Origin of the sequence: Pseudomonas sp. KU43P (assembly GCF_033095865.1) — a bacterium.
GTDB lineage: Bacteria > Pseudomonadota > Gammaproteobacteria > Pseudomonadales > Pseudomonadaceae > Aquipseudomonas.
This window is the reverse complement of record NZ_AP019365.1, coordinates 1904241-1926231: the sequence shown is the minus strand read 5'-3', so window position 1 is coordinate 1926231 and position 21991 is coordinate 1904241. Positions and strand designations below refer to the sequence as shown.

Sequence of the window (21991 nt, the reverse complement as noted above, 5' to 3'; positions counted from 1 at the left end):
TCTTCCTACTGTTTGGGGGCGTCCGCCTGCACTTGCATCTGCACTTTCCAGCGCTCGACATTTCGTTGCAGCACGGCTTCGGACGCACCGGAGATCGGCAATTCTGTCAGCTTTTTCGCCAATTGCCCACGCAGCCAGGCATCATTGCAAGCCGAGTTGTGCGAAACCGCCAGGTACAAGCCAGGGCGATCCACCGGCAGGCCGCGGGCAATAAGGTGGCTGCTCATGCCCAGGCTTTGGGTCATGGCCATGCCGGAGTAGCGCCCGGCCAGCACGTAATCGACCTGCCCCAGCACCAGTTTCTGGAAGGCCTGGGTCAGGTTCTGCGCAGGCTCCAGCTGAAGCTGGGCCTTGGCGAAGGCACTGAATGCCGGGGTCAGGCGAGCGCGCTCCGACAGGCTGCCGCGGTACTTGGCCAGATCCGCCGGGCCTTCGAACGCCAGCGCCGCATCATGGCGCGTCCACACCAGGTACTCATTAAGCTGCAGGGGTGGGTGAATGTAATCCAGCGCGGTCAACTGCTCCACTTGCATGGGCGTATCGAGCAGCAGGTCGATGCGCCCGCTGCGCACCTCTTCCAACGCCTGGTCGCGCCTGCCGGCATTGAGTACTTCCACTTTCACGCCAAGCTCGCCGGCCACCTGCCGGAGCAGGTCGACATTGGCGCCAATCAGGTGCTTCGGGTCTTTCGGGTCCTGCCAGGAGTACGGTGGAGCATCCGGGCTGCCGGTTGCCACCAGGCGCTCGCACTTGCCTGCTGCCATGACCAGCGGCGAACACATCGCCAACACGCACATCAGCCCCCTGCCCGCTTTGCTAAACGCCATCCATCACTCCTTGCCCGGCAAAAAAAAGCCCGGCCCTCAGTACGAGGGCCGGGCTTCTTTATAAGTGAAGCAGCCGGATCAGACCAGCTTTTCCAGCTCTGGGACCGCTTCGAACAGGTCAGCGACCAGGCCGTAATCGGCCACCTGGAAGATCGGCGCTTCTTCGTCCTTGTTGATCGCGACGATCACCTTGGAGTCCTTCATGCCGGCCAGGTGCTGGATCGCGCCGGAGATACCGACGGCGATGTACAGCTGTGGTGCAACGATCTTGCCGGTCTGGCCGACCTGCATGTCGTTCGGCACGAAGCCTGCGTCGACCGCAGCGCGCGAGGCACCGACGGCGGCGCCGAGCTTGTCGGCCAGGCTGTACAGGTGCTTGAAGTTGTCACCGTTGCCCATGCCACGGCCGCCGGAGACGACGATTTTGGCAGCGGTCAGCTCTGGGCGGTCGGACTTGGCCAGCTCTTCGCCGACGAAGGCGGAGATACCGGCGTTGTGCGCGGCAGCAACGGTTTCAACGGCAGCGGAACCACCTTCGGCAGCCACGGCGTCGAAGCCGGTGGTACGCACGGTGATGACCTTGACCGCAGCGCTCGATTGCACGGTGGCAATGGCGTTACCGGCGTAGATCGGGCGCTTGAAGGTGTCGGCCGATTCCACCGAGATGATCTCGGAGATCTGGTCGACGTCCAGCAGCGCAGCAACGCGCGGCAGGATGTTCTTGCCGTTGGTGGTGGCAGGCGCCAGCACGTGGCTGTAACCCTTGGCCAGCTCGACGATCAGCGGCGCGACGTTTTCCGGCAGGGCGTGGGCGTAGGCTGCGTTATCGGCAACCAGCACCTTGGCCACGCCAGCGATCTTGGCAGCGGACTCGGCGACGCCACCGACGTTCTGGCCTGCGACCAGCACGTGGATCTCACCACCGATCTTGGCGGCGGCGGCGACAGTGTTCAGGGTAGCCGGGGCAACGGCACCGTTCTCGTATTCAGCGACAACCAGGATAGTCATTTAGATTACCTTCGCTTCGTTCTTCAGCTTCTCGACCAGTTCGGCCACCGACTTGACCTTGATACCGGCGCTGCGAGCAGCCGGCGCTTCGACTTTCAGGGTCTTGTTGGTGGACGCGAGCGATACGCCCAGCGCGTCTGGAGTGACAGTCTCCAGCGGCTTCTTCTTGGCCTTCATGATGTTCGGCAGCGACGCGTAGCGCGGCTCGTTCAGGCGCAGGTCGGTGGTGACGATCGCCGGCAGGTTCAGCGAAACAGTCTGCAGGCCGCCATCGATTTCACGGGTGACATTCAGCTTGTCGCCAGCCACTTCAACCTTGGAGGCGAAGGTGCCTTGGGCATAGCCGGTCAGCGCGGCCAGCATCTGGCCGGTCTGGTTGTTGTCACTGTCGATGGCCTGCTTGCCGAGGATGACCAGCTGTGGCTGCTCCTTGTCGACAACGGCTTTCAGCGCCTTGGCCACGGCCAGGGAGTTCAGTTCATCGGCGGCTTCGACCAGGATGGCGCGGTCAGCACCCAGCGCCAGCGCGGTACGCAGCTGTTCCTGGGCAGTGGTCGGGCCGACGGAGACGACGACGATCTCGGTCGCGACGCCCTTCTCTTTCAGGCGCACGGCCTCTTCCACGGCAATTTCGCAGAAGGGGTTCATGGACATCTTGACGTTTGCAAGGTCGACGCCGGAGTTGTCCGCCTTGACGCGAACCTTGACGTTGTAGTCGACCACTCGTTTGACAGCTACAAGAACCTTCATGGATTCCTCGTTACTCTCCGGTGAATAGATAGTCGCCTGGGGCCATGCCCGGCGATGCGCGTGGGTACAAGGGCACCTCTAAAAACGTACCGGGAAGTGCAAACTTCACAATGACCAATCAGTCCTGTTCAGACGCTTCAGGCAAAACCCGCGAGTCATTTTCTGTCGTGGCGTGTAGACTCCACTACAAAACCGGGTCTGGCCCGAAAACCCTGCGCTACGCCTGGTCTTTAGGGGTGCACCTGCGCCCGACGGTCAGGCTACGGCGAACGTAAAACCGCTCGTATCTTGACCGTAACACCCAATCCGGTCAATACGGCAAATCGGTCACCCTCCAGCCGCGTTCCTGTGATTTTACTGGCCTGCGGCAAATTCAAACAAACGTTTGTATTGGACCCGCCGAGTGGTGTAGATATAATGCGCGGCCAAGACAAAACGGTGTAGTCCATCCCTTGCGTAGCTACAGTTTCGCTCCCGTGATGAGCCGCTGCACGCAAGCACCCCAATAAGACCAAGCAACAGCACGAGCCTTGATGAGTAGGAGAGAACCAGTGGAACGCGAATACATGGAATTCGACGTGGTCATCGTCGGCGCCGGCCCGGCGGGCCTGTCCGCCGCCTGCCGCCTGAAGCAGAAGGCCGCCGAAGCCGGTAGCGAGATCAGCGTCTGCGTGGTCGAGAAAGGCTCCGAAGTCGGCGCCCACATCCTCTCCGGTGCGGTATTCGAACCACGCGCCCTGAACGAACTGTTCCCTGACTGGAAAGCGCTCGGCGCGCCGCTGAACACCGAAGTCAAGCGCGACGATATCTACGTGCTCAAAGACGCCGGCAGCTCGACCAAGGTTCCCGACCTGTTCGTGCCCAAGACCATGCACAACCACGGCAACTACATCATCTCCCTGGGCAACCTGTGCCGCTGGCTGGCCCAGCAGGCCGAGAATCTGGGTGTGGAAATCTACCCGGGCTTCGCTGCCCAGGAAGCGCTGTTCGACGAGAACGGCGTGGTTCGCGGCATCGTCACCGGTGACCTGGGCGTCGACCGTGAAGGCAACCCGAAGGAAGGCCTTTACACGCCGGGCATGGAGCTGCGCGCCAAGTACACCCTGTTCGCCGAAGGCTGCCGTGGCCATATCGGCAAGCAGCTGATCAAGCGCTTCAACCTCGACAGCGAATCCGACGTCCAGCACTACGGCATTGGCCTCAAGGAAATTTGGGAAATCGACCCGGCCAAGCATGAGCAAGGCCTGGTGGTGCACACCGCTGGCTGGCCTCTGGATGTGGTGGCCAAGGACAACACCGGTGGCTCGTTCCTCTACCATCTGGAAAACAACCAAGTGGTGGTTGGCCTGATCGTCGATCTGTCCTACGCCAACCCGTACCTGTCGCCGTTCGACGAATTTCAGCGCCTCAAGCACCACCCGGTGATCAGCCAATACCTCGAAGGCGGCAAGCGCATCAGCTATGGTGCCCGTGCCCTGGCCAAGGGCGGCATCAACTCGCTGCCGAAAATGGTCTTCAATGGTGGCGCATTGATCGGTTGCGACCTGGGCACCATGAACGTGGCCAAGATCAAAGGCAGCCACACCGCTATGAAGTCGGGCATGCTCGCCGCCGAAGCAGTGGCAGACGCCCTGATTGCCGGCAGCGAAGGCGGTGACCAACTGAACAGCTACGTCAGCGCCTTCAAGGCCAGTTGGCTGCACGAAGAACTGTTCGCCAGCCGTAACTTCGGCCCGGCCATGCACAAGTTCGGCCCACTGCTGGGTGCGGCGTTCAACTACGTCGACCAGAACTGGTTCGGCGGCAAGCTGCCGTTCACCCTGCACGACACCAAGCCGGACTACGCCTGCCTCAAGCTGGCCGCCGACTCGAAAAAGATCGACTACCCGAAACCGGACGGCAAGCTCAGCTTCGACAAGCTCAGCTCGGTATTCCTCTCCAGCACCAACCATGAAGAGGAACAACCCTGCCACCTGAAGCTGACCGACCCCAACGTGCCGATCGCCAGCAACCTGCCGCTGTACGACGAGCCCGCCCAGCGCTACTGCCCGGCCGGCGTGTACGAAGTGGTCACCCAGGAAGACGGCAACAAGCGCTTCCAGATCAACGCGCAGAACTGCGTGCACTGCAAGACCTGCGACATCAAGGACCCGGCCCAGAACATCACCTGGGTCACCCCTGAAGGTGCGGGCGGGCCGAACTACCCGAACATGTAAGCCCCCTGCCCTTGCGGCAAAGAAAAGCCCCCGGTTTGTGAGAACCGGGGGCTTTTCGCTTTGAGGTCTTTGGCGCCTTCGAGATCCAGCGCCGCCCGCGCGGCGCATCGCGGATAAATCCGCTCCCACATTTGTTGCAACGTACCGATGTCTGATAGGCCATGGTTGCCAGCCTTGGTGGCTCGACGCAATTTTTGGGGTGATGCTGGGCTCACCTGGCTATTTCGGCGGGCGCCAAAAGCGGACAACCATGGCCTGACAGGCCATGGCACGTTGCAACAAATGTAGGAGCGGATTTATCCGCGATGCGCCGCGCGGGCGGCGCTCGGTTTAAGCCCCACTACAGAACCCAAGCCATGCCCTGCCTCATTTGTCAGCACACATGATTGGCATCGGCTCGGCCGCGAACACCAGCGGCTCCCGACGCCCGAAATACAGCGCGGTGAGCAACCCGACCGTACCCATGATCAGACAAAAACCGACACACACCCATGGGCTCCACGGCATCAGCGCAATCAAAGCCAAAGGCGTGGTGCTCGCCCAGAGAGCATAGGCGACGTTGTACGTGAAGGAAATCCCCGACACGCGGATCTGTGCCGGAAACAACCCGACCATCACCGACGGCACCACCCCCACCACACCACACGACAACCCCGCCAGCGCATAGGCCAGCCAGGTCACGCCCCACTGCCCGACCAAGCTCGCATACAGCGCACCGATGCCCAGCGGCAGCAACAGGCTGTAGATCATCAGCGCACGCCAGGCGCCCAGGCGATCGACCAGCAGCCCGGCCAGCACGCAACCGATATTGAGGAAGACGATGCCAACGCTACTCAGGGCGAAGGTGTGCCCTGGCGTCATGCCGAAGCGTTGCTGCATCACCGTCGGGGTAATGACCACCAGCACCACCACCGCCGAGGTCAGCACGCAGGTCAGCAGCGCTGCCGGGATCAACACCCGGCGATGCTCGCCAAGCACCTGCCGCAGGGGGAATTTCACCGGCGGCTGCTGGCGCTCGCGCATGGCCAGAAACACCGGCGTTTCACTGAGCCAGCGGCGCAGCCATACGCCGATCACGCCGAACACCCCACCGAGCAGGAACGGATAACGCCAGGCGTAATCGAGAATTTCCTGCGGGGTGAACAACTGCGCCAGCAGCGTCGCGGTCAGCGCGCCGAGCAGGTAGCCGAAGGTCAACCCAGCCTGCAGGAAGCCCAGGGCATAACCGCGCCGCCCGACAGGGGCATGCTCGGCGACGAAGGTCCAGGCGCTCGGCACCTCGCCGCCCACCGCGGCGCCCTGCAGGATGCGCAGGGCCAGCAGGATCAAGGGCGCGGCATAACCAATGTCGGCATAGGTCGGCATCACCCCGATCAGCAGGCAAGGCAGGGCCATCATCAGGATGCTCAGGCTGAACACCCGCTTGCGCCCGAGGTGGTCAGCGAAGTGGGCCATGAGAATGCCCCCCAGCGGCCGGGCCAGGTAGCCGGTGACGAAGATGCCGAAGCTCTGCAGCAAGCGCAGCCACTCGGGCATTTCCGGCGGGAAGAACAGCTGGCTGAGGGTCAGGGCAAAGAACACGAAAATGATGAAATCGTAGATTTCCAGCGCGCCACCCAGCGCCGCCAGGCCCAGGGTCCGATGGTCGCCGCGGCTGAACCGGGGCGGGCGAGCGGTATCGATGGAAGTCATGGCAGGAGTCCGCAAATCGGCAAAGGGCAAGAGGATAGCAAATCCCTGTCAGGCCCTGCCCTTCCGGTTAGCGGCTGAATACGGTGTGTGCGAAGTTTCGGCGATGATAGGCCTGCTTGCCGCCGGAGAGCCCTGGCGGAAGGGACAATTTGCCGATCACCACCGGTGCGTCGATGATCGCCATGAAAGACTCCAGCGCCTCGTTGTCCGGCACCTGCGGCAGGCTGACGTTCACCGCCTGGCGCTCGGTCTGCGGCACCGCAGGGACTTTCAGATGCTGGGAGTGATACAGCAGTGCGTGCTGGATCTGCGCGCTGACCCGGCAGAAACGCGCCAGGTCGACGCCGGCGTGGCTGCCCAGTTCGTAATTGCCCACCAGCAGATTGAATGGCTGCAGTGCGCAATGCACCAGGCGCTGCAGTTCGTCAAAACTTTCCACCGGGGCAATCCGGTAATAGCCCAGGCCATTGAGCAGTTTTTCCAGCTGCAGGCGCTGGCACGGGTGCTCGTCGGCAATCAGGATGCGCAGGGTCTTGTTGGTCATTGTCGGACCTGGGCAGTCAGGTGAATAAGGGCACGCTCCCTGACCCAACTACGCCAGTAACAGGCAACCACCAGGAGGTTCCTGGAGGGGTCAATTTAGATAGTTGTCGGGAAACAGTGAGAAATCAAGTGGCCAGCACACAGAATTTTCACCGGCTTACGACCACTTTTTCAGGATTCCCATTGGCGCATGCGCACCCGGCAATGCTTCATGGCGTTGACGATGTGCTTTTCCACCAGGCTGCGGGAGATGCCCAGGCGTTGGGCAATCTGCTGATGGGACAGGCCTTCGAGCTTGCGCAACAGGAAGCTGTCGCGGCAGGGCTGGCTCAACTCGTCCAGGGCCTTGCGCATCAAAGCCAGGCGTTGGTCGAGCTGCAGGTTCAGGGTGGGTGCCGCACTGTGCCAGCGCTCGTCCTGGTCCAGTACCTCAAGCGGCTCGGTCTGGCGCAGCACATGGCGCCGATGGCGGTCGATCACCAGGTTCAGCGCAGTGCGGTAGAGGAAGGCGCGGGGGTGATCGATCTGCTGCGTGCCGGTGCGCTCCAGCACCCGCAGGTACGCATCGTGGGCAACGTCTTCGGCCGCCTGGCGATTACCCAGGCGAGCAGAAAGAAAACTCACCAATTCGCGATAGTAATGTTCCACGACGGCACCTGGGGTCGTCCTGACAGGCCGGGACAAGGTCTGAGTGATAACAGCGACGGATCTTACAAATTATAATTATTCTCAGCAACACTCCTTCCCGCCCCGATCTAAATCCGCCCCGCCTGCCTTCGTCTTACTGGCACCTCCCTGCGCGCCCTGCCCTGGCCGCGTGTGGCCCACCCTTGGCTGGAAGCCCGCATGAGACGCTCACCCAATACCCGCCGCCGCATTCTCCTCGGTAGCCTCGGCTTGCTGGCCGCGGGCAGCCTGCTGGCCTGGAAGGCACTGCCCTTCGACGCCCTGCCGGTCAGCACCGTTGCCGTTGCCCGTGGCGACATCGAAAGCAGTGTCACCGCCCTCGGCACCCTGCAGCCACGCCGTTATGTAGATGTGGGTGCACAGGCCTCGGGGCAGATCCGCACCTTGCACGTGGAAGCCGGCGACGAAGTGCGCAAGGGCCAGTTGCTGGTGGAGATCGACCCCTCTACCCAGCAAGCCAGGCTCGACGCCGGGCGTTTCTCGATCGATAACCTCAAGGCGCAGCTCGCCGAGCAACAGGCGCAATACCTGCTGGCCCAGCAGCAGCACAAACGCCAGCACGAACTGGCCGCCGCAGGCGCCACCCGCGCCGAAGACCTGCAGGCAGCCGATGCCCAGCTCAAGGTGACCCAGGCCCGCATCGACATGTACCAGGCGCAGATTCGCCAGGCCCAGGCCAACCTGCGCAGCGACGAAGCCGAGCTGGGCTACACCCGCATCTACGCGCCCATGGACGGCACCGTGGTCGCGGTGGATGCCCGCGAAGGCCAGACCCTCAACGCCCAGCAGCAGACTCCGCTGATCCTGCGCATCGCCAAATTGTCGCCAATGACCGTGTGGGCCCAGGTGTCGGAAGCCGACATCGGCAAGGTCAAACCGGGCATGACCGCCTACTTCACCACCCTCGCCGGTGGCAAGCGCCGCTGGAACAGCACCGTGCGCCAGATCCTGCCGATCCCGCCCAAGCCCCTGGCTCACGCCAGCCAGGGCGGCGGCAGCCCGCTCAGCGCCAGTGCCGGCTCCACCGCCAGCCAGGTGGTGCAGTACACCGTGCTACTGGACGTCGACAACCCCGATGGCGCGCTGATGGCTGACATGACCACCCAGGTGTTCTTCGTCGCCGGCCAGGCCAGCCAAGTGCTCACCGTACCGCTGGCTGCTCTGGACGACGGCGCCAGCGACGGCCAGCGCCTGGCCCAGGTACTGGGCAAGGACGGCAAGGTCGAACAGCGCCAGGTACGCACCGGCCTCAGCGACCGCCTGCGCGTGCAGATCCTCGACGGGCTCGACGAAGGCGAGCGCCTGGTCATCGGCGCCGCCACCGCCAGCGGAGGTTGAATGTCCAGTCCCCTGATCGAGCTGCGGGATATCCGCAAATCCTACGGCGGCGACGACACGCCCAAGGTCGACGTGCTGCGCGGCATCAGCCTGAGCATCCAGCCCGGCGAGTTCATTGCCATCGTCGGCGCCTCAGGCTCGGGCAAGTCGACCCTGATGAACATCCTCGGCTGCCTCGACCGGCCGACCTCAGGCAGCTACCTGTTCGCCGGCAAGGACGTCGCCCAGCTCGATGGCGACCAACTGGCCTGGCTACGCCGGGAAGCCTTCGGTTTCGTGTTCCAGGGTTACCACCTGATCCCGTCCGGTTCGGCCCAGGAAAACGTCGAAATGCCGGCAATCTACGCCGGCACCCCGCCCGCCGAACGCCACGCCCGCGCCGCCGCTTTGCTGACACGTCTGGGCCTGGCCAGCCGCCTGGGCAACCGCCCGCACCAGTTGTCCGGCGGCCAGCAGCAGCGCGTGTCGATTGCCCGGGCACTGATGAACGGCGGCCAAATCATCCTCGCCGACGAGCCCACCGGCGCCCTCGACAGCCACAGCGGCCGCGAAGTCATGGCCTTGCTCGACGAGCTGGCCAGCCAGGGCCATGTGATCATTCTGATCACCCATGACCGTACGGTGGCGCAGCGGGCGCGTCGCGTCGTGGAAATTCGTGATGGCCTGGTGATCAGCGACTCCGCCGCCGATCAAGCACCGGCTGGTGCCTCCCACGGTTTGCAGGCCGAAGCGCTGCGCCAGCGCCTGGACCGCGGCGCCACCCAGTATGGTGCCTGGCAAGGTGAGCTGCTCGAAGCGCTGCAGGCCGCCTGGCGGGTGATGTGGATCAACCGTTTTCGCACCGCACTGACCTTGCTCGGCATCGTCATCGGCGTGGCCTCGGTGGTGGTCATGCTGGCCGTCGGCGAAGGCAGCAAGCGCCAGGTGATGGCGCAGATGGCGGCATTCGGCTCCAACATCCTCTACCTCAACGGCCGCCCGCCGACCCTGCGCGAGCCGGGCGGCATCGTCACCCTCGACGATGTCGCGGCCATCGCCGAGCTGCCCCAGGTGCAGCGGGTGATGCCGGTGATCGGCAGCGACGTGATGGTGCGCCACGGCAACAACAACCAGAAGTTCTACGTCGGTGGCAACAACGTCGAGTTCCCGCGCATTCTCAACTGGCCGGTGGTCGAGGGCAGCTTCTTCAGCGAAGCCGACGAACGCAGCGGCGCCGCCGTGGCGGTGATCGGCCAGAAGGTCCGGGACAAGCTCATGGGCCCTGGCAGCGATGCCCTGGGCCAATACCTGCTGATCGGCAACGTGCCATTCCAAGTGGTCGGCCTGCTCGCCGCCAAGGGCGCCAGCTCCGGCGACCAGAAGAGCGACGAGCGCATCGTGGTCCCCTACTCCGCCGCCGCCACCCGCCTGTTCGGCAGCCATGACCCGGAATACGTGATCATCGCCGCCGCCGATTCGGCCCGGGTCGCCGACAGCGAGGCGGCGATCACACGGCTGATGCGCACGCGTCACCAGGGCAAAGACGACTTCGAACTGACCAACGACGCAGCACTGATCCAGGCCGAGGCACGCACCCAGAACAGCCTGTCGCTGATGCTGGGCGCGATCGCCGCGATTTCGCTGTTGGTCGGCGGCATCGGGGTGATGAACATCATGCTCATGACCGTGCGCGAACGCACCCGCGAGATCGGCATCCGCATGGCCACCGGAGCCCGCCAGCGCGACATCCAGCGCCAGTTCATCACTGAAGCGATGATGCTGTCGATGGTCGGCGGGGTCACCGGCATTGTCCTGGCCCTGGCGATCGGCGGCGCGCTGACCTTGGCGCAGGTCGCGGTGGCCTTCGCCCTGCCGGCCATCCTCGGCGCGTTCAGTTGCGCTGTCGCCACCGGCATCGTGTTCGGCTTCATGCCGGCCCGCAAGGCCTCCCGACTCGACCCGGTCAAAGCCCTTACCAGCGAATAAGCCATGACAATGCCAAGCCGCATCAGCCTGTTGACCCTGTGCCTGGGCCTCGCCGCCTGCAGTACGCCGCCACCGCCCGCCAGCGGCATCGCAGCACCGCTGCACTGGCAAGGCGAAACGGCCGCCTCGAACCTGGAGCTGCCATCGTCAACCTGGTGGCAAGCCTTCGCCAGCCCGGAGCTTGACCAGTTGATCGAACGCGCCCGGCGCAATGCCCATGACCTGGCCGCCGCCACGGCGCGGGTCCGCCAGGCCCAAGCCCGCGCCGTGATCGCCGGCGCGCCGCTGCTGCCGGAACTGCAAGTGGGCGTGGATGGCAGCCGCCAGCGCCTGCTGCACGGTAACGGCGCCGACCAACTGGACGTGAGCCGCCGCGAACCGACCTACACGGCGTTCGGCACCCAGCTCAGTGCCAGTTACGAACTCGACTTCTGGGGTGGCCTGCGCGCAGCCCGGGCCAGCGCGCTGCACGACCTCGATGCCAGCCGCTTCGACCGCCAGACAGTGGAGCTGACCCTGGTCAGCGCCGTGGCCGACAGCTACTTGCAAGGCCTGGCCCTGGCCGAACAACTGCGCATCGCCCAACTCAACCTGAGCAATGCCCGCGACGTGCTGCACTTGGTCGAAAGCCGCGAACGCGCCGGTTCGGCCACGCGCCTGGAGCTGGCCCAGCAGCGTAGCCTGGTGGCCGCTCAGCAGCGCCAACTGCCGCGGGTCGAACAACAACTGCAGGACAGCCGCGTGACCCTGGCCACGCTGCTCGGCGACCCGGTGCAGGCACTACCTGCCAGCCGGCAAACCATCGCCAGCGTTCAATGGCCGGCCATCGGCAGTGGCGTGCCCAGCGAACTGCTGGCCCGGCGCCCGGACATCGCCGCCGCCGAGGCACGCCTGGCCGCCGCCAGTGCCAACGTGCAAGTGGCACGAGCGGCGATGCTGCCCAAACTGACCCTCGGCGCCAACCTGGGCACCGGCGCCAATACCTTCGCCGAGGTTTTCGACACGTCCTACTACACACTGACTGCTGGCCTCGTCGCACCGGTGTTCAACAACGGCCGACTGCGCGCTTCCAAGCAACTGGCCGAGGCCGAGCATGACGAATTGCTGGAGGCCTACCGCAGTAGCATCCTCGCCGGCTTCGCGGATGTCGAAAAGGCCCTCAACGCCATCCACGGGGTGGACGCCCAGCGTCAATGGCAGGACGAGGAAGTGCTGCAGGCACGGCAAGCCTTCGACCTGGCGCAGCAGCGCTATGGCGCTGGGGCGGAAACTTTGCTGAGCGTGCTGGAGACCCAGCGCACGCTGTACCTGGCCCAGGACCAACAGGCGCAGTTGCGGCTGGCTCGGATGCAAGGGAGCGTGGCGTTGTACAAAGCGCTGGGTGGAGGCTGGCAGGTCGAGCGCTGATACCGCGTTGCGCACGACCGGCTGTGGAAGCCGGCTTGCCGGCGATGAGGCCGGAGCGGGCAAAGCCGGTTAGCCTGTCAGGGCCCTATCGCCGGCAAGCCGGCTCCCACAGGGATCGCGGGGCGGCGTGGCATCTGCTCTCAGCGTTTTGCCAGTTTCAGATTGCGCGCATACCAAGGCCGCTGTGGCACCTTCGGCTTCAACCTGGCAAACAGGTCGTCATCACCAAAAATGATCCGCAACGCCAGCTTCATGGCACGGCAGGCCTTCGACCTGGCGCAGCAGCGCTATGGCGCTGGGGCGGAAACTTTGCTGAGCGTGCTGGAGACCCAGCGCACGCTGTACCTGGCCCAGGACCAACAGGCGCAGTTGCGGCTGGCTCGGATGCAAGGGAGCGTGGCGTTGTACAAAGCGCTGGGTGGAGGCTGGCAGGTCGAGCGCTGATACCGCGTTGCCCATGACCGGCTGTGGAAGCCGGCTTGCCGGCGATGAGGCCGGAGCAGGCAAAGCCGGTTAGCCTGTCAGGGCCCTATCGCCGGCAAGCCGGCTCCCACAGGGATCGCGGGGCGGCGTGGCATCTGCTCTCAGCGTTTTGCCAGTTTCAGATTGCGCGCATACCAAGGCCGCTGTGGCACCTTCGGCTTCAACCTGGCAAACAGGTCGTCATCACCAAAAATGATCCGCAACGCCAGCTTCATGGCACGGCAGGCCTTCGACCTGGCGCAGCAGCGCTATGGCGCTGGGGCGGAAACTTTGCTGAGCGTGCTGGAGACCCAGCGCACGCTGTACCTGGCCCAGGACCAACAGGCGCAGTTGCGGCTGGCTCGGATGCAAGGGAGCGTGGCGTTGTACAAAGCGCTGGGTGGAGGCTGGCAGGTCGAGCGCTGATACCGCGTTGCCCATGACCGGCTGTGGGAGCCGGCTTGCCGGCGATGAGGCCGGAGCAGGCAAAGCCGGTTAGCCTGTCAGGGCCCTATCGCCGGCAAGCCGGCTCCCACAGGGATCGCGGGGCGGCGTGGCATCTGCTCTCAGCGTTTTGCCAGTTTCAGATTGCGCGCATACCAAGGCCGCTGTGGCACCTTCGGCTTCAACCTGGCAAACAGGTCGTCATCACCAAAAATGATCCGCAACGCCAGCTTCATGGCACGGCAGGCCTTCGACCTGGCGCAGCAGCGCTATGGCGCTGGGGCGGAAACTTTGCTGAGCGTGCTGGAGACCCAGCGCACGCTGTACCTGGCCCAGGACCAACAGGCGCAGTTGCGGCTGGCTCGGATGCAAGGGAGCGTGGCGTTGTACAAAGCGCTGGGTGGAGGCTGGCAGGTCGAGCGCTGATACCGCGTTGCCCATGACGGGCTGTGGAAGCCGGCTTGCCGGCGATGAGGCCGGAGCAGGCAAAGCCGGTTAGCCTGTCAGGGCCCTATCGCCGGCAAGCCGGCTCCCACAGGGATCGCGGGGCGGCGTGGCATCTGCTCTCAGCGTTTTGCCAGTTTCAGATTGCGCGCATACCAAGGCCGCTGTGGCACCTTCGGCTTCAACCTGGCAAACAGGTCGTCATCACCAAAAATGATCCGCAACGCCAGCTTCATGGCACGGCAGGCCTTCGACCTGGCGCAGCAGCGCTATGGCGCTGGGGCGGAAACTTTGCTGAGCGTGCTGGAGACCCAGCGCACGCTGTACCTGGCCCAGGACCAACAGGCGCAGTTGCGGCTGGCTCGGATGCAAGGGAGCGTGGCGTTGTACAAAGCGCTGGGTGGAGGCTGGCAGGTCGAGCGCTGATACCGCGTTGCCCATGACCGGCTGTGGGAGCCGGCTTGCCGGCGATGAGGCCGGAGCAGGCAAAGCCGGTTAGCCTGTCAGGGCCCTATCGCCGGCAAGCCGGCTCCCACAGGGATCGCGGGGCGGCGTGGCATCTGCTCTCAGCGTTTTGCCAGTTTCAGATTGCGCGCATACCAAGGCCGCTGTGGCACCTTCGGCTTCAACCTGGCAAACAGGTCGTCATCACCAAAAATGATCCGCAACGCCAGCTTCATGGCACGGCAGGCCTTCGACCTGGCGCAGCAGCGCTATGGCGCTGGGGCGGAAACTTTGCTGAGCGTGCTGGAGACCCAGCGCACGCTGTACCTGGCCCAGGACCAACAGGCGCAGTTGCGGCTGGCTCGGATGCAAGGGAGCGTGGCGTTGTACAAAGCGCTGGGTGGAGGCTGGCAGGTCGAGCGCTGATACCGCGTTGCCCATGACCGGCTGTGGAAGCCGGCTTGCCGGCGATGAGGCCGGAGCAGGCAAAGCCGGTTAGCCTGTCAGGGCCCTATCGCCGGCAAGCCGGCTCCCACAGGGATCGCGGGGCGGCGTGGCATCTGCTCTCAGCGTTTTGCCAGTTTCAGATTGCGCGCATACCAAGGCCGCTGTGGCACCTTCGGCTTCAACCTGGCAAACAGGTCGTCATCACCAAAAATGATCCGCAACGCCAGCTTCATGGTTTCCGGGTCCATCTCCACACTGCGCCCCGGCCTCAGCCCCGGCACCGTCGAGCAACCATGGGTATCCGGCCCCAACCAAGGGTCGGCCACCTCGACCCACGGCCCTTTGGCGAACCACGGCACGCCATTGACTTCGGTGCGCCGGACCTGGCCCGGGTGCAAACGCTCGTGGGCCCTGAACCAATCCTCGATGCGGTCATCGATCCAGCCATGAAAATGCCAGAACACCGGGTTCACATGGGATGAAAACGGGTCGCCCAGAAAGTCGTTCTGCGCCTCGAACCAGCGTGCCGCGAAGTCCTCCGGCGCACGCGCGAACGGCACTGGCATGCCATTGGACGGGTCACGCGGCACCGAGGCCCAACGCATGTGCAACCAGTCATGCAGGCCCAGCTCCATCTCCGAGCCGAACTGGCCAAGGGTCAGCGTGCTCAGGTAGTGCGGGTCGCTGTAGCGCGACTCCCACACCTGAAAATTGCCGTGATAGGTATCGGGCGTCTTGATGTCGCGCACCCACTGGGTGTACTGCGCATCGCTCGGCGCCAGCCAGGTGGGCGGCAAGGCATTGCCATCCTGGTTGTCGAAGTAACGCACGAAACCGGCACGGTCGCGCTCGAGCTCCGGCTGCGGTAACGGAAAGCGCGGCCACGATGGCAGGTCCTGCAGGGCACGGGCGGCGCGCAGCATGTGCCGGTGCATGAAGAAGAAGTCGACCCCCGAGCCGTTGCGATCCTTGTGCCGGCCACGGGCATCGCGCTCCTGGTCACGCGGCCCCGGCTGCCAGCCCAGGCCACGCAGTGACGCCTGCTTGTCCTTGTCCAGCTTGTGCCACTTGTCACGCGACGCATGCCACAACTGATGGAACAGCCGATGCTCCGGCGCCACCAACCAGGCCAGCAGGGCGGGTGACAAAGGAGTCGTTTCCCGGGGTTCGGGGAAGGTGCGCTTAACCGCCAGGAACTGATTGTCCTGCAACGGCAGCGTCAGTGCCCGGTCGAGCCGGGCAATCCGCCCGTTGAGGCTGGCCGGCCCGGCATTGCCAAGGCCGCCCCAGGCTTCGTCGAGCACCACCTGGCACTCATAGTGGGCCTGATCGTCGCCGGCTTGGGTGGCAAACAGGCGCCAGCGCAAGGTGCCGGGCTTGTCCGTCAGCAAGTCGCCCAGTACCCGGTAGCGTGGCGCCTGTTCGCTGCGCAGGCGCTCGGGCGTGTCCAGGTAGCCGCGCAGACCGCGCCCACTCGGCGCCACGTCCAGCAGCAGCTCCAGCTCACCCTCAGGTAAGCCTTGCAGGCCGGCATCTTCGCCATGGCAGGTCCAGCGCCAGATCCCGCGCAAGGTATCGCCCAACTGCTGCAGGGGTGCATCGGCCAGTTCCACCACGGCCTCGCCCGGGGTTTCCGGGAACTGCTCGTCGAACTGCTGGCGCTGCACGTGCCGCGCATAGAGCGCACCGGGTACTACCACGCCCGTCAATGCCACACCGGCGATGAACCCGCGTCGAGAAATCGTCATTGCCACTACCTGAGCATTCGTTGCGGCCATGAAGCACGGCCTGTCCAAGGCTAGAACGTTGCCCGCGCAGCGAAATTTAACGGGCCGGCACGCAGCAGCGTCGTCGATAAATTTGCCCCGTCGTCGTTCGTTCAACCTCATACCCAAGCCCTGGCCGTGCCCAGCCGCTGCGGCGCAAGGCCCACCCGATCAACGCGCAACGAGATGGCAATGACCAAGACCCGCTCCCGCAAAGCCCTGTACATTGGCCTTCCCCTGGCCCTGACGGTCGCCCTGGGGAGTGCCGCCGGTTACTTCTACTGGCGCCACCTGCACGCAGGCTACCCGCTGAAGATCGTCCAGCAGGCCGAGGCGCTGCACGACCACATGCTCTCGTTCGACAGCCACGTCACCGTGCCGCTGGCGCTGGGCAGCGCCGGCCACGAAGCGGACAAGGACGGCCCTGGCCAGTTCGACCTGGCCAAGGCCAACCGCGGGCGTCTGTCGGGCGCGGCCCTGACGGTGTTCGGCTGGCCGGAAATCTGGAACGGCGCCAATGCCCCGCACCGCCCCACCGCAGGCTTCGTCGACGCCGCCCGGCAAGAGCAGGAAGCGCGCTACAAGATCATCACCGGCATGGTCCGTGACTTCCCCAACCAGGTCGGCATCGCCTACACCCCCGACGACTTCCGGCGCCTGAACGGCGAAGGCAAGTTCGCCATCTTCATCAGCATGCTCAACGCCTACCCGCTGGGCCACGACTTGTCGCAGCTCGACCTGTGGGCCGCACGCGGCATGCGCATGTTCGGCTTCAGCTATGTCGGCAACAACGATTGGGCCGACTCCTCGCGACCGCTGCCGTTCTTCAACGACACTGCCGACGCGCTGGGCGGCCTGTCACCACTGGGCGAGCAGGCGGTCAAGCGCCTGAACGACCTGGGCGTGATCATCGACGTCTCGCAGATGTCCACCCTCGCCCTGGAAGACGTCGCCCGCCTGTCGCGCGCGCCGCTGGTGGCCTCGCACTCGGCACCGCGGGCCTTCGTGGACATCCCGCGCAACCTTTCCGACAAGGAAATGCAGCTGATCAAGGACAGCGGCGGCGTGATCCAGGTGGTCGGTTTCGGCCAGTACCTCAAACCCCTGACCCAACCGGTGGTGGACAAGCTCGACGCCCTGCGGGCGCGCTTCGATCTGCAACCCCTGCAAGGTCTGGCCAATGCCCTGATGCCGGGCGACGCGGTGATTGCGATCTGGCCAGAAGCCCGCTTCGGCGAGTACGCAAGCTCGCTTTACAGCATCCTCGACGAAGAGCCCAAGGCCACCCTCAAGCAGTATGTCGACGCCATCGACTACACAGTGAAGAAGGTTGGCATCGACCACGTCGGCATCGCCTCGGACTTCAACGACGGCGGCGGCCTGGACGGCTGGAAGGACGTCAGCGAGATCCGCAATGTCACCGCCGAGCTGCTCACCCGCGGCTACAGCGAAGCCGACATCGCCAAACTCTGGGCGGGCAACTTCCTGCGCGCCTGGGCCCAAGTGCAAAAAGCCGCCCTCCCCGTCGCCAACCGCTGAAGCGAGCCCGCCTTACCATGAGCAACCGCCGCACCTTCCTCAAACAGGCCGGCCTGCTGGCCGCCGGCCTGCCCCTGCTGCCCAATGCCCTGGCCAGCACCGACACCCCGCTCACGGGCGCAGACAAATGGCGCAACCTGCGCACGCTGTTTGCGCTCGACCCACAGGTGGCGCATTTCGCCAACTTCCTGGTCACCGCCCACCCGCGCCCGGTGCAGGCGGCGATCGATCGCCACCGCGCCGACCTCGACCGCAACCCCGCCGCGCTGATGGACTGGGAAAGCCAGTACGAATGGAAGCGCGAGGACGAAGTGCGTGAATGGGCCGGGCGCTACCTGGAGGTGCAGCCTCGCCAGGTCGCCCTGACCGGAAGCACCACCGAGGGCCTGGCGATGATCTACGGCGGCCTCAAGGTAGGCGCCGACCAGGAAATCCTGGTCACCGAGCACGAGCACTACTCCACCCACAAGGCACTGGCCTTCCGCACCCAGCGCCAGGGCACGGCAGTGCGCAAGATCCGCCTGTTCGACGACCCCTGGACGGTGTCCACCGACCAGGTCCTGAGCACCCTGGACAACGCCATCGGCCCTCAGACCCGGGTGCTGGGCATGACCTGGGTGCACTCCGGCAGTGGCGTCAAGCTGCCGGTGGGCGAGATCGGCGCGCTGGTGCGCCAGCACAATCGCAACCGCAGCGAAGCCGAGCGCATCCTCTACGTGGTCGACGGCGTGCACGGCTTCGGCGTGGAGAACGCACGCTTCGCCGACTTCAACTGCGACTACTTCATCGCCGGCACCCACAAATGGATGTTCGGCCCACGCGGCACCGGCATCATCTGCGCCGCCTCCACCGGCATGGAGCACCTGACGCCGACCTTCGCCACCTTCTCCCGCGACGAAGACTTCGCCACCATCATGACCCCAGGCGGCTACCACGCCTTCGAACACCGCTGGGCTGCCGGCGAAGCCTTCAAGCTGCACCTGGAGCTGGGCAAGGCCGACGTGCAGCAACGCATCCACCAGCTCAACAGCCTGCTCAAAGAGCGCCTCACCGAGCACCGCCAGATCCAGCTGGTGACCCCGCGCAGCGAACGCCATAGCGCAGGCTTCACCTTCTTCCGCATCAAGGACCGCAACGTCGACGCCGTCGCCGCCGACCTCACCGCCAACAAGGTGATGTGCGACGCCGTGTACCGCGACGTCGGCCCGGTGATTCGCCTGGCCCCCAGCCTGCTCAACGACGAGCAGCAGATCGATCGGGCCATGGCCCTGATCACTCGCAACCTGTGAACAAGGCATTGCCCATGACTGCTCCCCTGAACCGCCTGACCCTGGCCGCCCTGCTGGCCACCTGCAGCCTGCCGGCCCTGGCTGCGCCAACCGTCGACAGCCCCGGCAACGTGTTCCGTGACTGCGACACGCTCTGCCCGGAAATGGTGGTGCTGCCCGCCGGCACCTTCACCATGGGCACCCCGCCCGACGAAATGGGCCGCCAGGACGACGAAGGCCCGCAGCACCCGGTGACCTTCGCCAAGCCCTTCGCCATCAGCCGCTTCCAGGTCACCGCCGGGGAGTGGGACGCCTACCTCAAGGCCAGCGGCACCCGCATCGAAGACGGCGACGAGCGCCCCGGCCGGCGCTGCACCGCCAGCAAGCCCAGCTACAAGCAAGGCCCGCGGCAACCGGCGGTGTGCATGAGCTACCACGACGTGCAGGACTACGTGGCCTGGCTGTCGAAGAAGACCGGCAAGCACTACCGCATGGTCAACGAGGCCGAGCGCGAATACGCCGCCCGTGGCGGCAGCAACGGCATGTTCCCCTTCCCGCTCGACCCTGACGCCACCCTGGAAATCAGCCAGCACGCCAACGTCTACGGCCCCAAGGACGGCTTCAGCTTCAGCTCGCCGGTGGGCAGCTTCCCGGCCAATGCCTTCGGCGTTTACGACATGCACGGCAACGTCTACGAATGGGTCGCCGACTGCTACCACAACAGCTACCAGGGCGCGCCCGCCGACGGCAGTGCCTGGGGCCAGGCCCACCGCGCCGAAGGCAGCTGCAAGGTCGTGAGCATCCGCGGCAACGACTGGGGCGAGGCGCCGATCTTCTCCCGCTCGGGCAACCGCAACACCAATACCCCCGGCCGCCTGGGCGACTGGCTGGGCTTTCGGGTGGTTCGGGAGCTGTAGGGCCAGCACTTAAATTGCCTTTCGGGCCACTCGTCCTAACGGTGTACTCACGCCTCTGATCCAGGAATCCATCATGACCTCCAAACCCCGCGGGGCCCTGAGCGAGCTGTTCATCCTGCTCAAACCCTTCTGGCCGATCGTCAGCCTGTCCATTGCCATGGGCATGGTCGGTGGCCTCAGCGTCACCGCGCTGCTGGCCACCATCAACAGCGGCCTGCACGCCGAGGGCGGCCTGAGCAACAGCGTGGTGCTGGGCTTTGCCGGCCTATGCGCACTGGCCCTGGCCAGCTCCATCTGCTCGGACATCGGCACCAACTACGTCGGCCAGCACATCATTGCCAAGCTGCGCAAAGCCCTGGGCGAGAAAGTGCTGTCGGCGCCCATCGAGCAGATCGAGCGCTTTCGCAGCCACCGGCTGATCCCGGTGCTCACCCACGACGTCGACACCATCAGCGACTTCGCCTTCGCCTTTGCGCCGCTGGCCATCTCGCTGACCGTGACCCTCGGTTGCCTGGGTTACCTGGCCACGCTGTCGCTGCCGATGTTCCTGATGATGCTGCTGGCGATCGGCATCGGCAGCGTCATCCAGTACATTGCCCGCGGCCGCGGCATCAAGGGCTTCATGGCCGCACGCGAAGCCGAAGACCGGTTGCAGAAGCACTACCACGCGGTGGCCGAAGGCGCCAAGGAACTGCGCATCCACCGCCCGCGACGCCAGCGCATGTTCCGCCAGGGCATCCAGGACACTGCCGACGAGATCTGCGCCACCCAGGTGCGCTCGATCAACACCTTCGTGATCGCCAAGAGCTTCGGCTCGATGTTGTTCTTCGTGGTCATCGGCCTTGGCCTGACCCTGCAGTTCCTCTGGCCGAGTGCCGAGCCCAAGGCTATCAGCGGGTTCGTGCTGGTGCTGCTGTACATGAAAGGCCCGCTGGAGCATCTGATCGGCACCTTGCCGGTGGTCAGCCGGGCGCAGATCGCCTTCCGCCGCATCGCCGAGCTGTCCGAGCAGTTCTCTTCGCCCGAACCGCACCTGCTGCTGGAAGACCACGGCAACAAGCCGGTGGCGGTCGACAGCCTGGAGCTGCGCGAGGTGAGCTACGCCTACCAGCCCAGCCCAGGCGCCCAGCCGTTCCAGGTAGGCCCGGTGAACCTGCGCATCGCCCAAGGCGACATCGTCTTCGTGGTCGGCGAGAACGGTTGCGGCAAGACCACCCTGATCAAGCTGCTGCTGGGCCTGTACCCGCCGCAGCGCGGGCAGATCCTGCTCAACGGCCAGGCCATCGACGCCGCCCAGCGCGACGACTACCGCCAGCTGTTCACCACGGTGTTCGCCGACTACTACCTGTTCGATGACGTGGTGCAGGGCGACACGCACATCCCCGACGATGCCAACCGCTACCTCGAACGCCTGGAGATCGCCCACAAGGTCAAGGTGGAGGGCGGCGCGTTCAGCACCACCGACCTGTCCACCGGCCAGCGCAAGCGCCTGGCGCTGATCAACGCCTGGCTCGAGGAACGCCCGGTACTGGTGTTCGACGAATGGGCCGCCGACCAGGACCCGACCTTCCGACGCATTTTCTATACCGAGCTGCTGCCCGACCTCAAGCGCCTGGGCAAGACCATCATCGTCATCTCCCACGACGACCGTTACTTCGACATCGCCGATCAGTTGGTGCGCCTGCAGGCAGGCAACGTGCTGATCGAACCCGCCCCCGCCCTCGCCTGAGCCCCACCTGGCGCGCCCCGTGCGCGCCGGGTGCGGCTGTTTCGCCGCCCGCCTAAATCACCCCGCTGCACCTTCGTCTCTCTCAATACGCTTAATTC

The 21991-nt window shown here is 65.0% G+C and carries 15 protein-coding genes and 10 pseudogenes; 13 read left to right on the top strand and 12 right to left on the bottom strand.

The annotated features are described in order from the left end of the window. Nucleotides 1-5: 5 nt before the first annotated feature. The 3 genes from KU43P_RS08715 to KU43P_RS08705 all read right to left on the bottom strand — a co-directional run bounded on the left by KU43P_RS08715 (nucleotide 6) and on the right by KU43P_RS08705 (nucleotide 2585). Complete coding sequence (locus tag KU43P_RS08715; RefSeq protein WP_317662321.1) at nucleotides 6-827, bottom strand: substrate-binding periplasmic protein; 822 nt, start codon at nucleotides 825-827, stop codon at nucleotides 6-8. Between the two features lie 78 nt (nucleotides 828-905). Then, nucleotides 906-1835 carry an electron transfer flavoprotein subunit alpha/FixB family protein gene (locus tag KU43P_RS08710; protein WP_317662320.1) on the bottom strand — a complete coding sequence of 310 codons (930 nt, stop codon included), beginning with the start codon at nucleotides 1833-1835 and terminating at the stop codon, nucleotides 906-908. Beyond that, a complete protein-coding gene (locus KU43P_RS08705) occupies nucleotides 1836-2585 on the bottom strand; it encodes an electron transfer flavoprotein subunit beta/FixA family protein (RefSeq protein WP_016498683.1) in 750 nt (249 codons plus the stop codon). A gap of 533 nt (nucleotides 2586-3118) precedes the next feature. On the opposite strand from KU43P_RS08705, the gene KU43P_RS08700 reads away from it, so the two are divergent. Further along, nucleotides 3119-4801, top strand: a complete 1683-nt coding sequence (locus tag KU43P_RS08700) for an electron transfer flavoprotein-ubiquinone oxidoreductase (protein WP_317662317.1) — start codon at nucleotides 3119-3121, stop codon at nucleotides 4799-4801. A gap of 366 nt (nucleotides 4802-5167) precedes the next feature. Here the strand turns inward: KU43P_RS08700 and KU43P_RS08695 are convergent, their stop codons facing one another. The 3 genes from KU43P_RS08695 to KU43P_RS08685 form a co-directional block, all read right to left on the bottom strand. Further along, a complete protein-coding gene (locus KU43P_RS08695) occupies nucleotides 5168-6493 on the bottom strand; it encodes an MFS transporter (RefSeq protein WP_317662315.1) in 1326 nt (441 codons plus the stop codon). A 67-nt stretch (nucleotides 6494-6560) separates the two neighbouring features. Then, nucleotides 6561-7037: a histidine kinase gene (locus KU43P_RS08690; RefSeq protein ID WP_317662313.1), complete on the bottom strand. Its 477-nt coding sequence runs from the start codon at nucleotides 7035-7037 to the stop codon at nucleotides 6561-6563. 170 nt (nucleotides 7038-7207) lie between these two features. Beyond that, on the bottom strand, nucleotides 7208-7684 hold the full coding sequence (locus tag KU43P_RS08685) for a sigma-70 family RNA polymerase sigma factor (RefSeq protein ID WP_317662312.1): 477 nt from the start codon (nucleotides 7682-7684) through the stop codon (nucleotides 7208-7210). Nucleotides 7685-7882: 198 nt separating this feature from the next. Here KU43P_RS08685 and KU43P_RS08680 point away from each other — a divergent pair, with 198 nt between their 5' ends. From KU43P_RS08680 to KU43P_RS08670, 3 genes are read left to right on the top strand one after another with little or no spacing between them, the layout of a single operon-like run. Further along, nucleotides 7883-9061: an efflux RND transporter periplasmic adaptor subunit gene (locus KU43P_RS08680; RefSeq protein ID WP_317662310.1), complete on the top strand. Its 1179-nt coding sequence runs from the start codon at nucleotides 7883-7885 to the stop codon at nucleotides 9059-9061. After that, nucleotides 9062-11026, top strand: coding sequence for a MacB family efflux pump subunit (locus KU43P_RS08675; protein WP_317662308.1), 1965 nt, complete (start codon nucleotides 9062-9064; stop codon nucleotides 11024-11026). Between the two features lie 3 nt (nucleotides 11027-11029). Next, nucleotides 11030-12433: an efflux transporter outer membrane subunit gene (locus tag KU43P_RS08670; protein WP_317662306.1), complete on the top strand. Its 1404-nt coding sequence runs from the start codon at nucleotides 11030-11032 to the stop codon at nucleotides 12431-12433. A 140-nt stretch (nucleotides 12434-12573) separates the two neighbouring features. Here KU43P_RS08670 and KU43P_RS27005 read toward each other — a convergent pair. Further along, nucleotides 12574-12687, bottom strand: a pseudogene (locus KU43P_RS27005) (hypothetical protein); the annotation flags it as partial. A gap of 1 nt (nucleotide 12688) precedes the next feature. On the opposite strand from KU43P_RS27005, the pseudogene KU43P_RS08665 reads away from it, so the two are divergent. Further along, nucleotides 12689-12877, top strand: a pseudogene (locus KU43P_RS08665) (TolC family protein); the annotation flags it as partial. 140 nt (nucleotides 12878-13017) lie between these two features. Here the strand turns inward: KU43P_RS08665 and KU43P_RS27000 are convergent. After that, nucleotides 13018-13131, bottom strand: a pseudogene (locus KU43P_RS27000) (hypothetical protein); the annotation flags it as partial. A gap of 1 nt (nucleotide 13132) precedes the next feature. Between KU43P_RS27000 and KU43P_RS08660 the strand changes: the two are divergent. After that, nucleotides 13133-13321: pseudogene (locus KU43P_RS08660) on the top strand (TolC family protein); the annotation flags it as partial. A 140-nt stretch (nucleotides 13322-13461) separates the two neighbouring features. Here KU43P_RS08660 and KU43P_RS26995 read toward each other — a convergent pair. Beyond that, nucleotides 13462-13575: pseudogene (locus KU43P_RS26995) on the bottom strand (hypothetical protein); the annotation flags it as partial. A 1-nt stretch (nucleotide 13576) separates the two neighbouring features. Between KU43P_RS26995 and KU43P_RS08655 the strand changes: the two are divergent. Continuing rightward, a pseudogene (locus KU43P_RS08655) lies at nucleotides 13577-13765 on the top strand (TolC family protein); the annotation flags it as partial. Nucleotides 13766-13905: 140 nt separating this feature from the next. On the opposite strand, the pseudogene KU43P_RS26990 reads toward KU43P_RS08655, so the two are convergent. After that, a pseudogene (locus KU43P_RS26990) lies at nucleotides 13906-14019 on the bottom strand (hypothetical protein); the annotation flags it as partial. A gap of 1 nt (nucleotide 14020) precedes the next feature. On the opposite strand from KU43P_RS26990, the pseudogene KU43P_RS08650 reads away from it, so the two are divergent. Continuing rightward, nucleotides 14021-14209 (top strand): annotated as a pseudogene (locus tag KU43P_RS08650) (TolC family protein); the annotation flags it as partial. A gap of 140 nt (nucleotides 14210-14349) precedes the next feature. Here KU43P_RS08650 and KU43P_RS26985 read toward each other — a convergent pair. After that, nucleotides 14350-14463: pseudogene (locus KU43P_RS26985) on the bottom strand (hypothetical protein); the annotation flags it as partial. Between the two features lies 1 nt (nucleotide 14464). Between KU43P_RS26985 and KU43P_RS08645 the strand changes: the two are divergent. Further along, nucleotides 14465-14653: pseudogene (locus KU43P_RS08645) on the top strand (TolC family protein); the annotation flags it as partial. Nucleotides 14654-14793: 140 nt separating this feature from the next. Here the strand turns inward: KU43P_RS08645 and KU43P_RS08640 are convergent. After that, nucleotides 14794-16422: a PvdJ/PvdD/PvdP-like protein gene (locus KU43P_RS08640; RefSeq protein WP_317662305.1), complete on the bottom strand. Its 1629-nt coding sequence runs from the start codon at nucleotides 16420-16422 to the stop codon at nucleotides 14794-14796. Nucleotides 16423-16632: 210 nt separating this feature from the next. Between KU43P_RS08640 and pvdM the strand changes: the two genes are divergently transcribed. The 4 genes from pvdM to KU43P_RS08620 all read left to right on the top strand — a co-directional run bounded on the left by pvdM (nucleotide 16633) and on the right by KU43P_RS08620 (nucleotide 21893). Further along, entirely contained in the window at nucleotides 16633-17979 is a 1347-nt protein-coding gene (gene pvdM, locus KU43P_RS08635; RefSeq protein WP_317662303.1) for a pyoverdine-tailoring dipeptidase-like protein PvdM, read from the top strand. 17 nt (nucleotides 17980-17996) lie between these two features. Further along, on the top strand, nucleotides 17997-19268 hold the full coding sequence (locus KU43P_RS08630; RefSeq protein WP_317662302.1) for an aminotransferase class V-fold PLP-dependent enzyme: 1272 nt from the start codon (nucleotides 17997-17999) through the stop codon (nucleotides 19266-19268). A gap of 14 nt (nucleotides 19269-19282) precedes the next feature. Further along, nucleotides 19283-20164 (top strand): formylglycine-generating enzyme family protein, encoded by an 882-nt coding sequence (locus KU43P_RS08625; protein WP_317662301.1) that lies wholly within the window; start codon nucleotides 19283-19285, stop codon nucleotides 20162-20164. 73 nt (nucleotides 20165-20237) lie between these two features. Further along, on the top strand, nucleotides 20238-21893 hold the full coding sequence (locus tag KU43P_RS08620) for a cyclic peptide export ABC transporter (protein ID WP_317662300.1): 1656 nt from the start codon (nucleotides 20238-20240) through the stop codon (nucleotides 21891-21893). Nucleotides 21894-21991 lie beyond the last annotated feature (98 nt).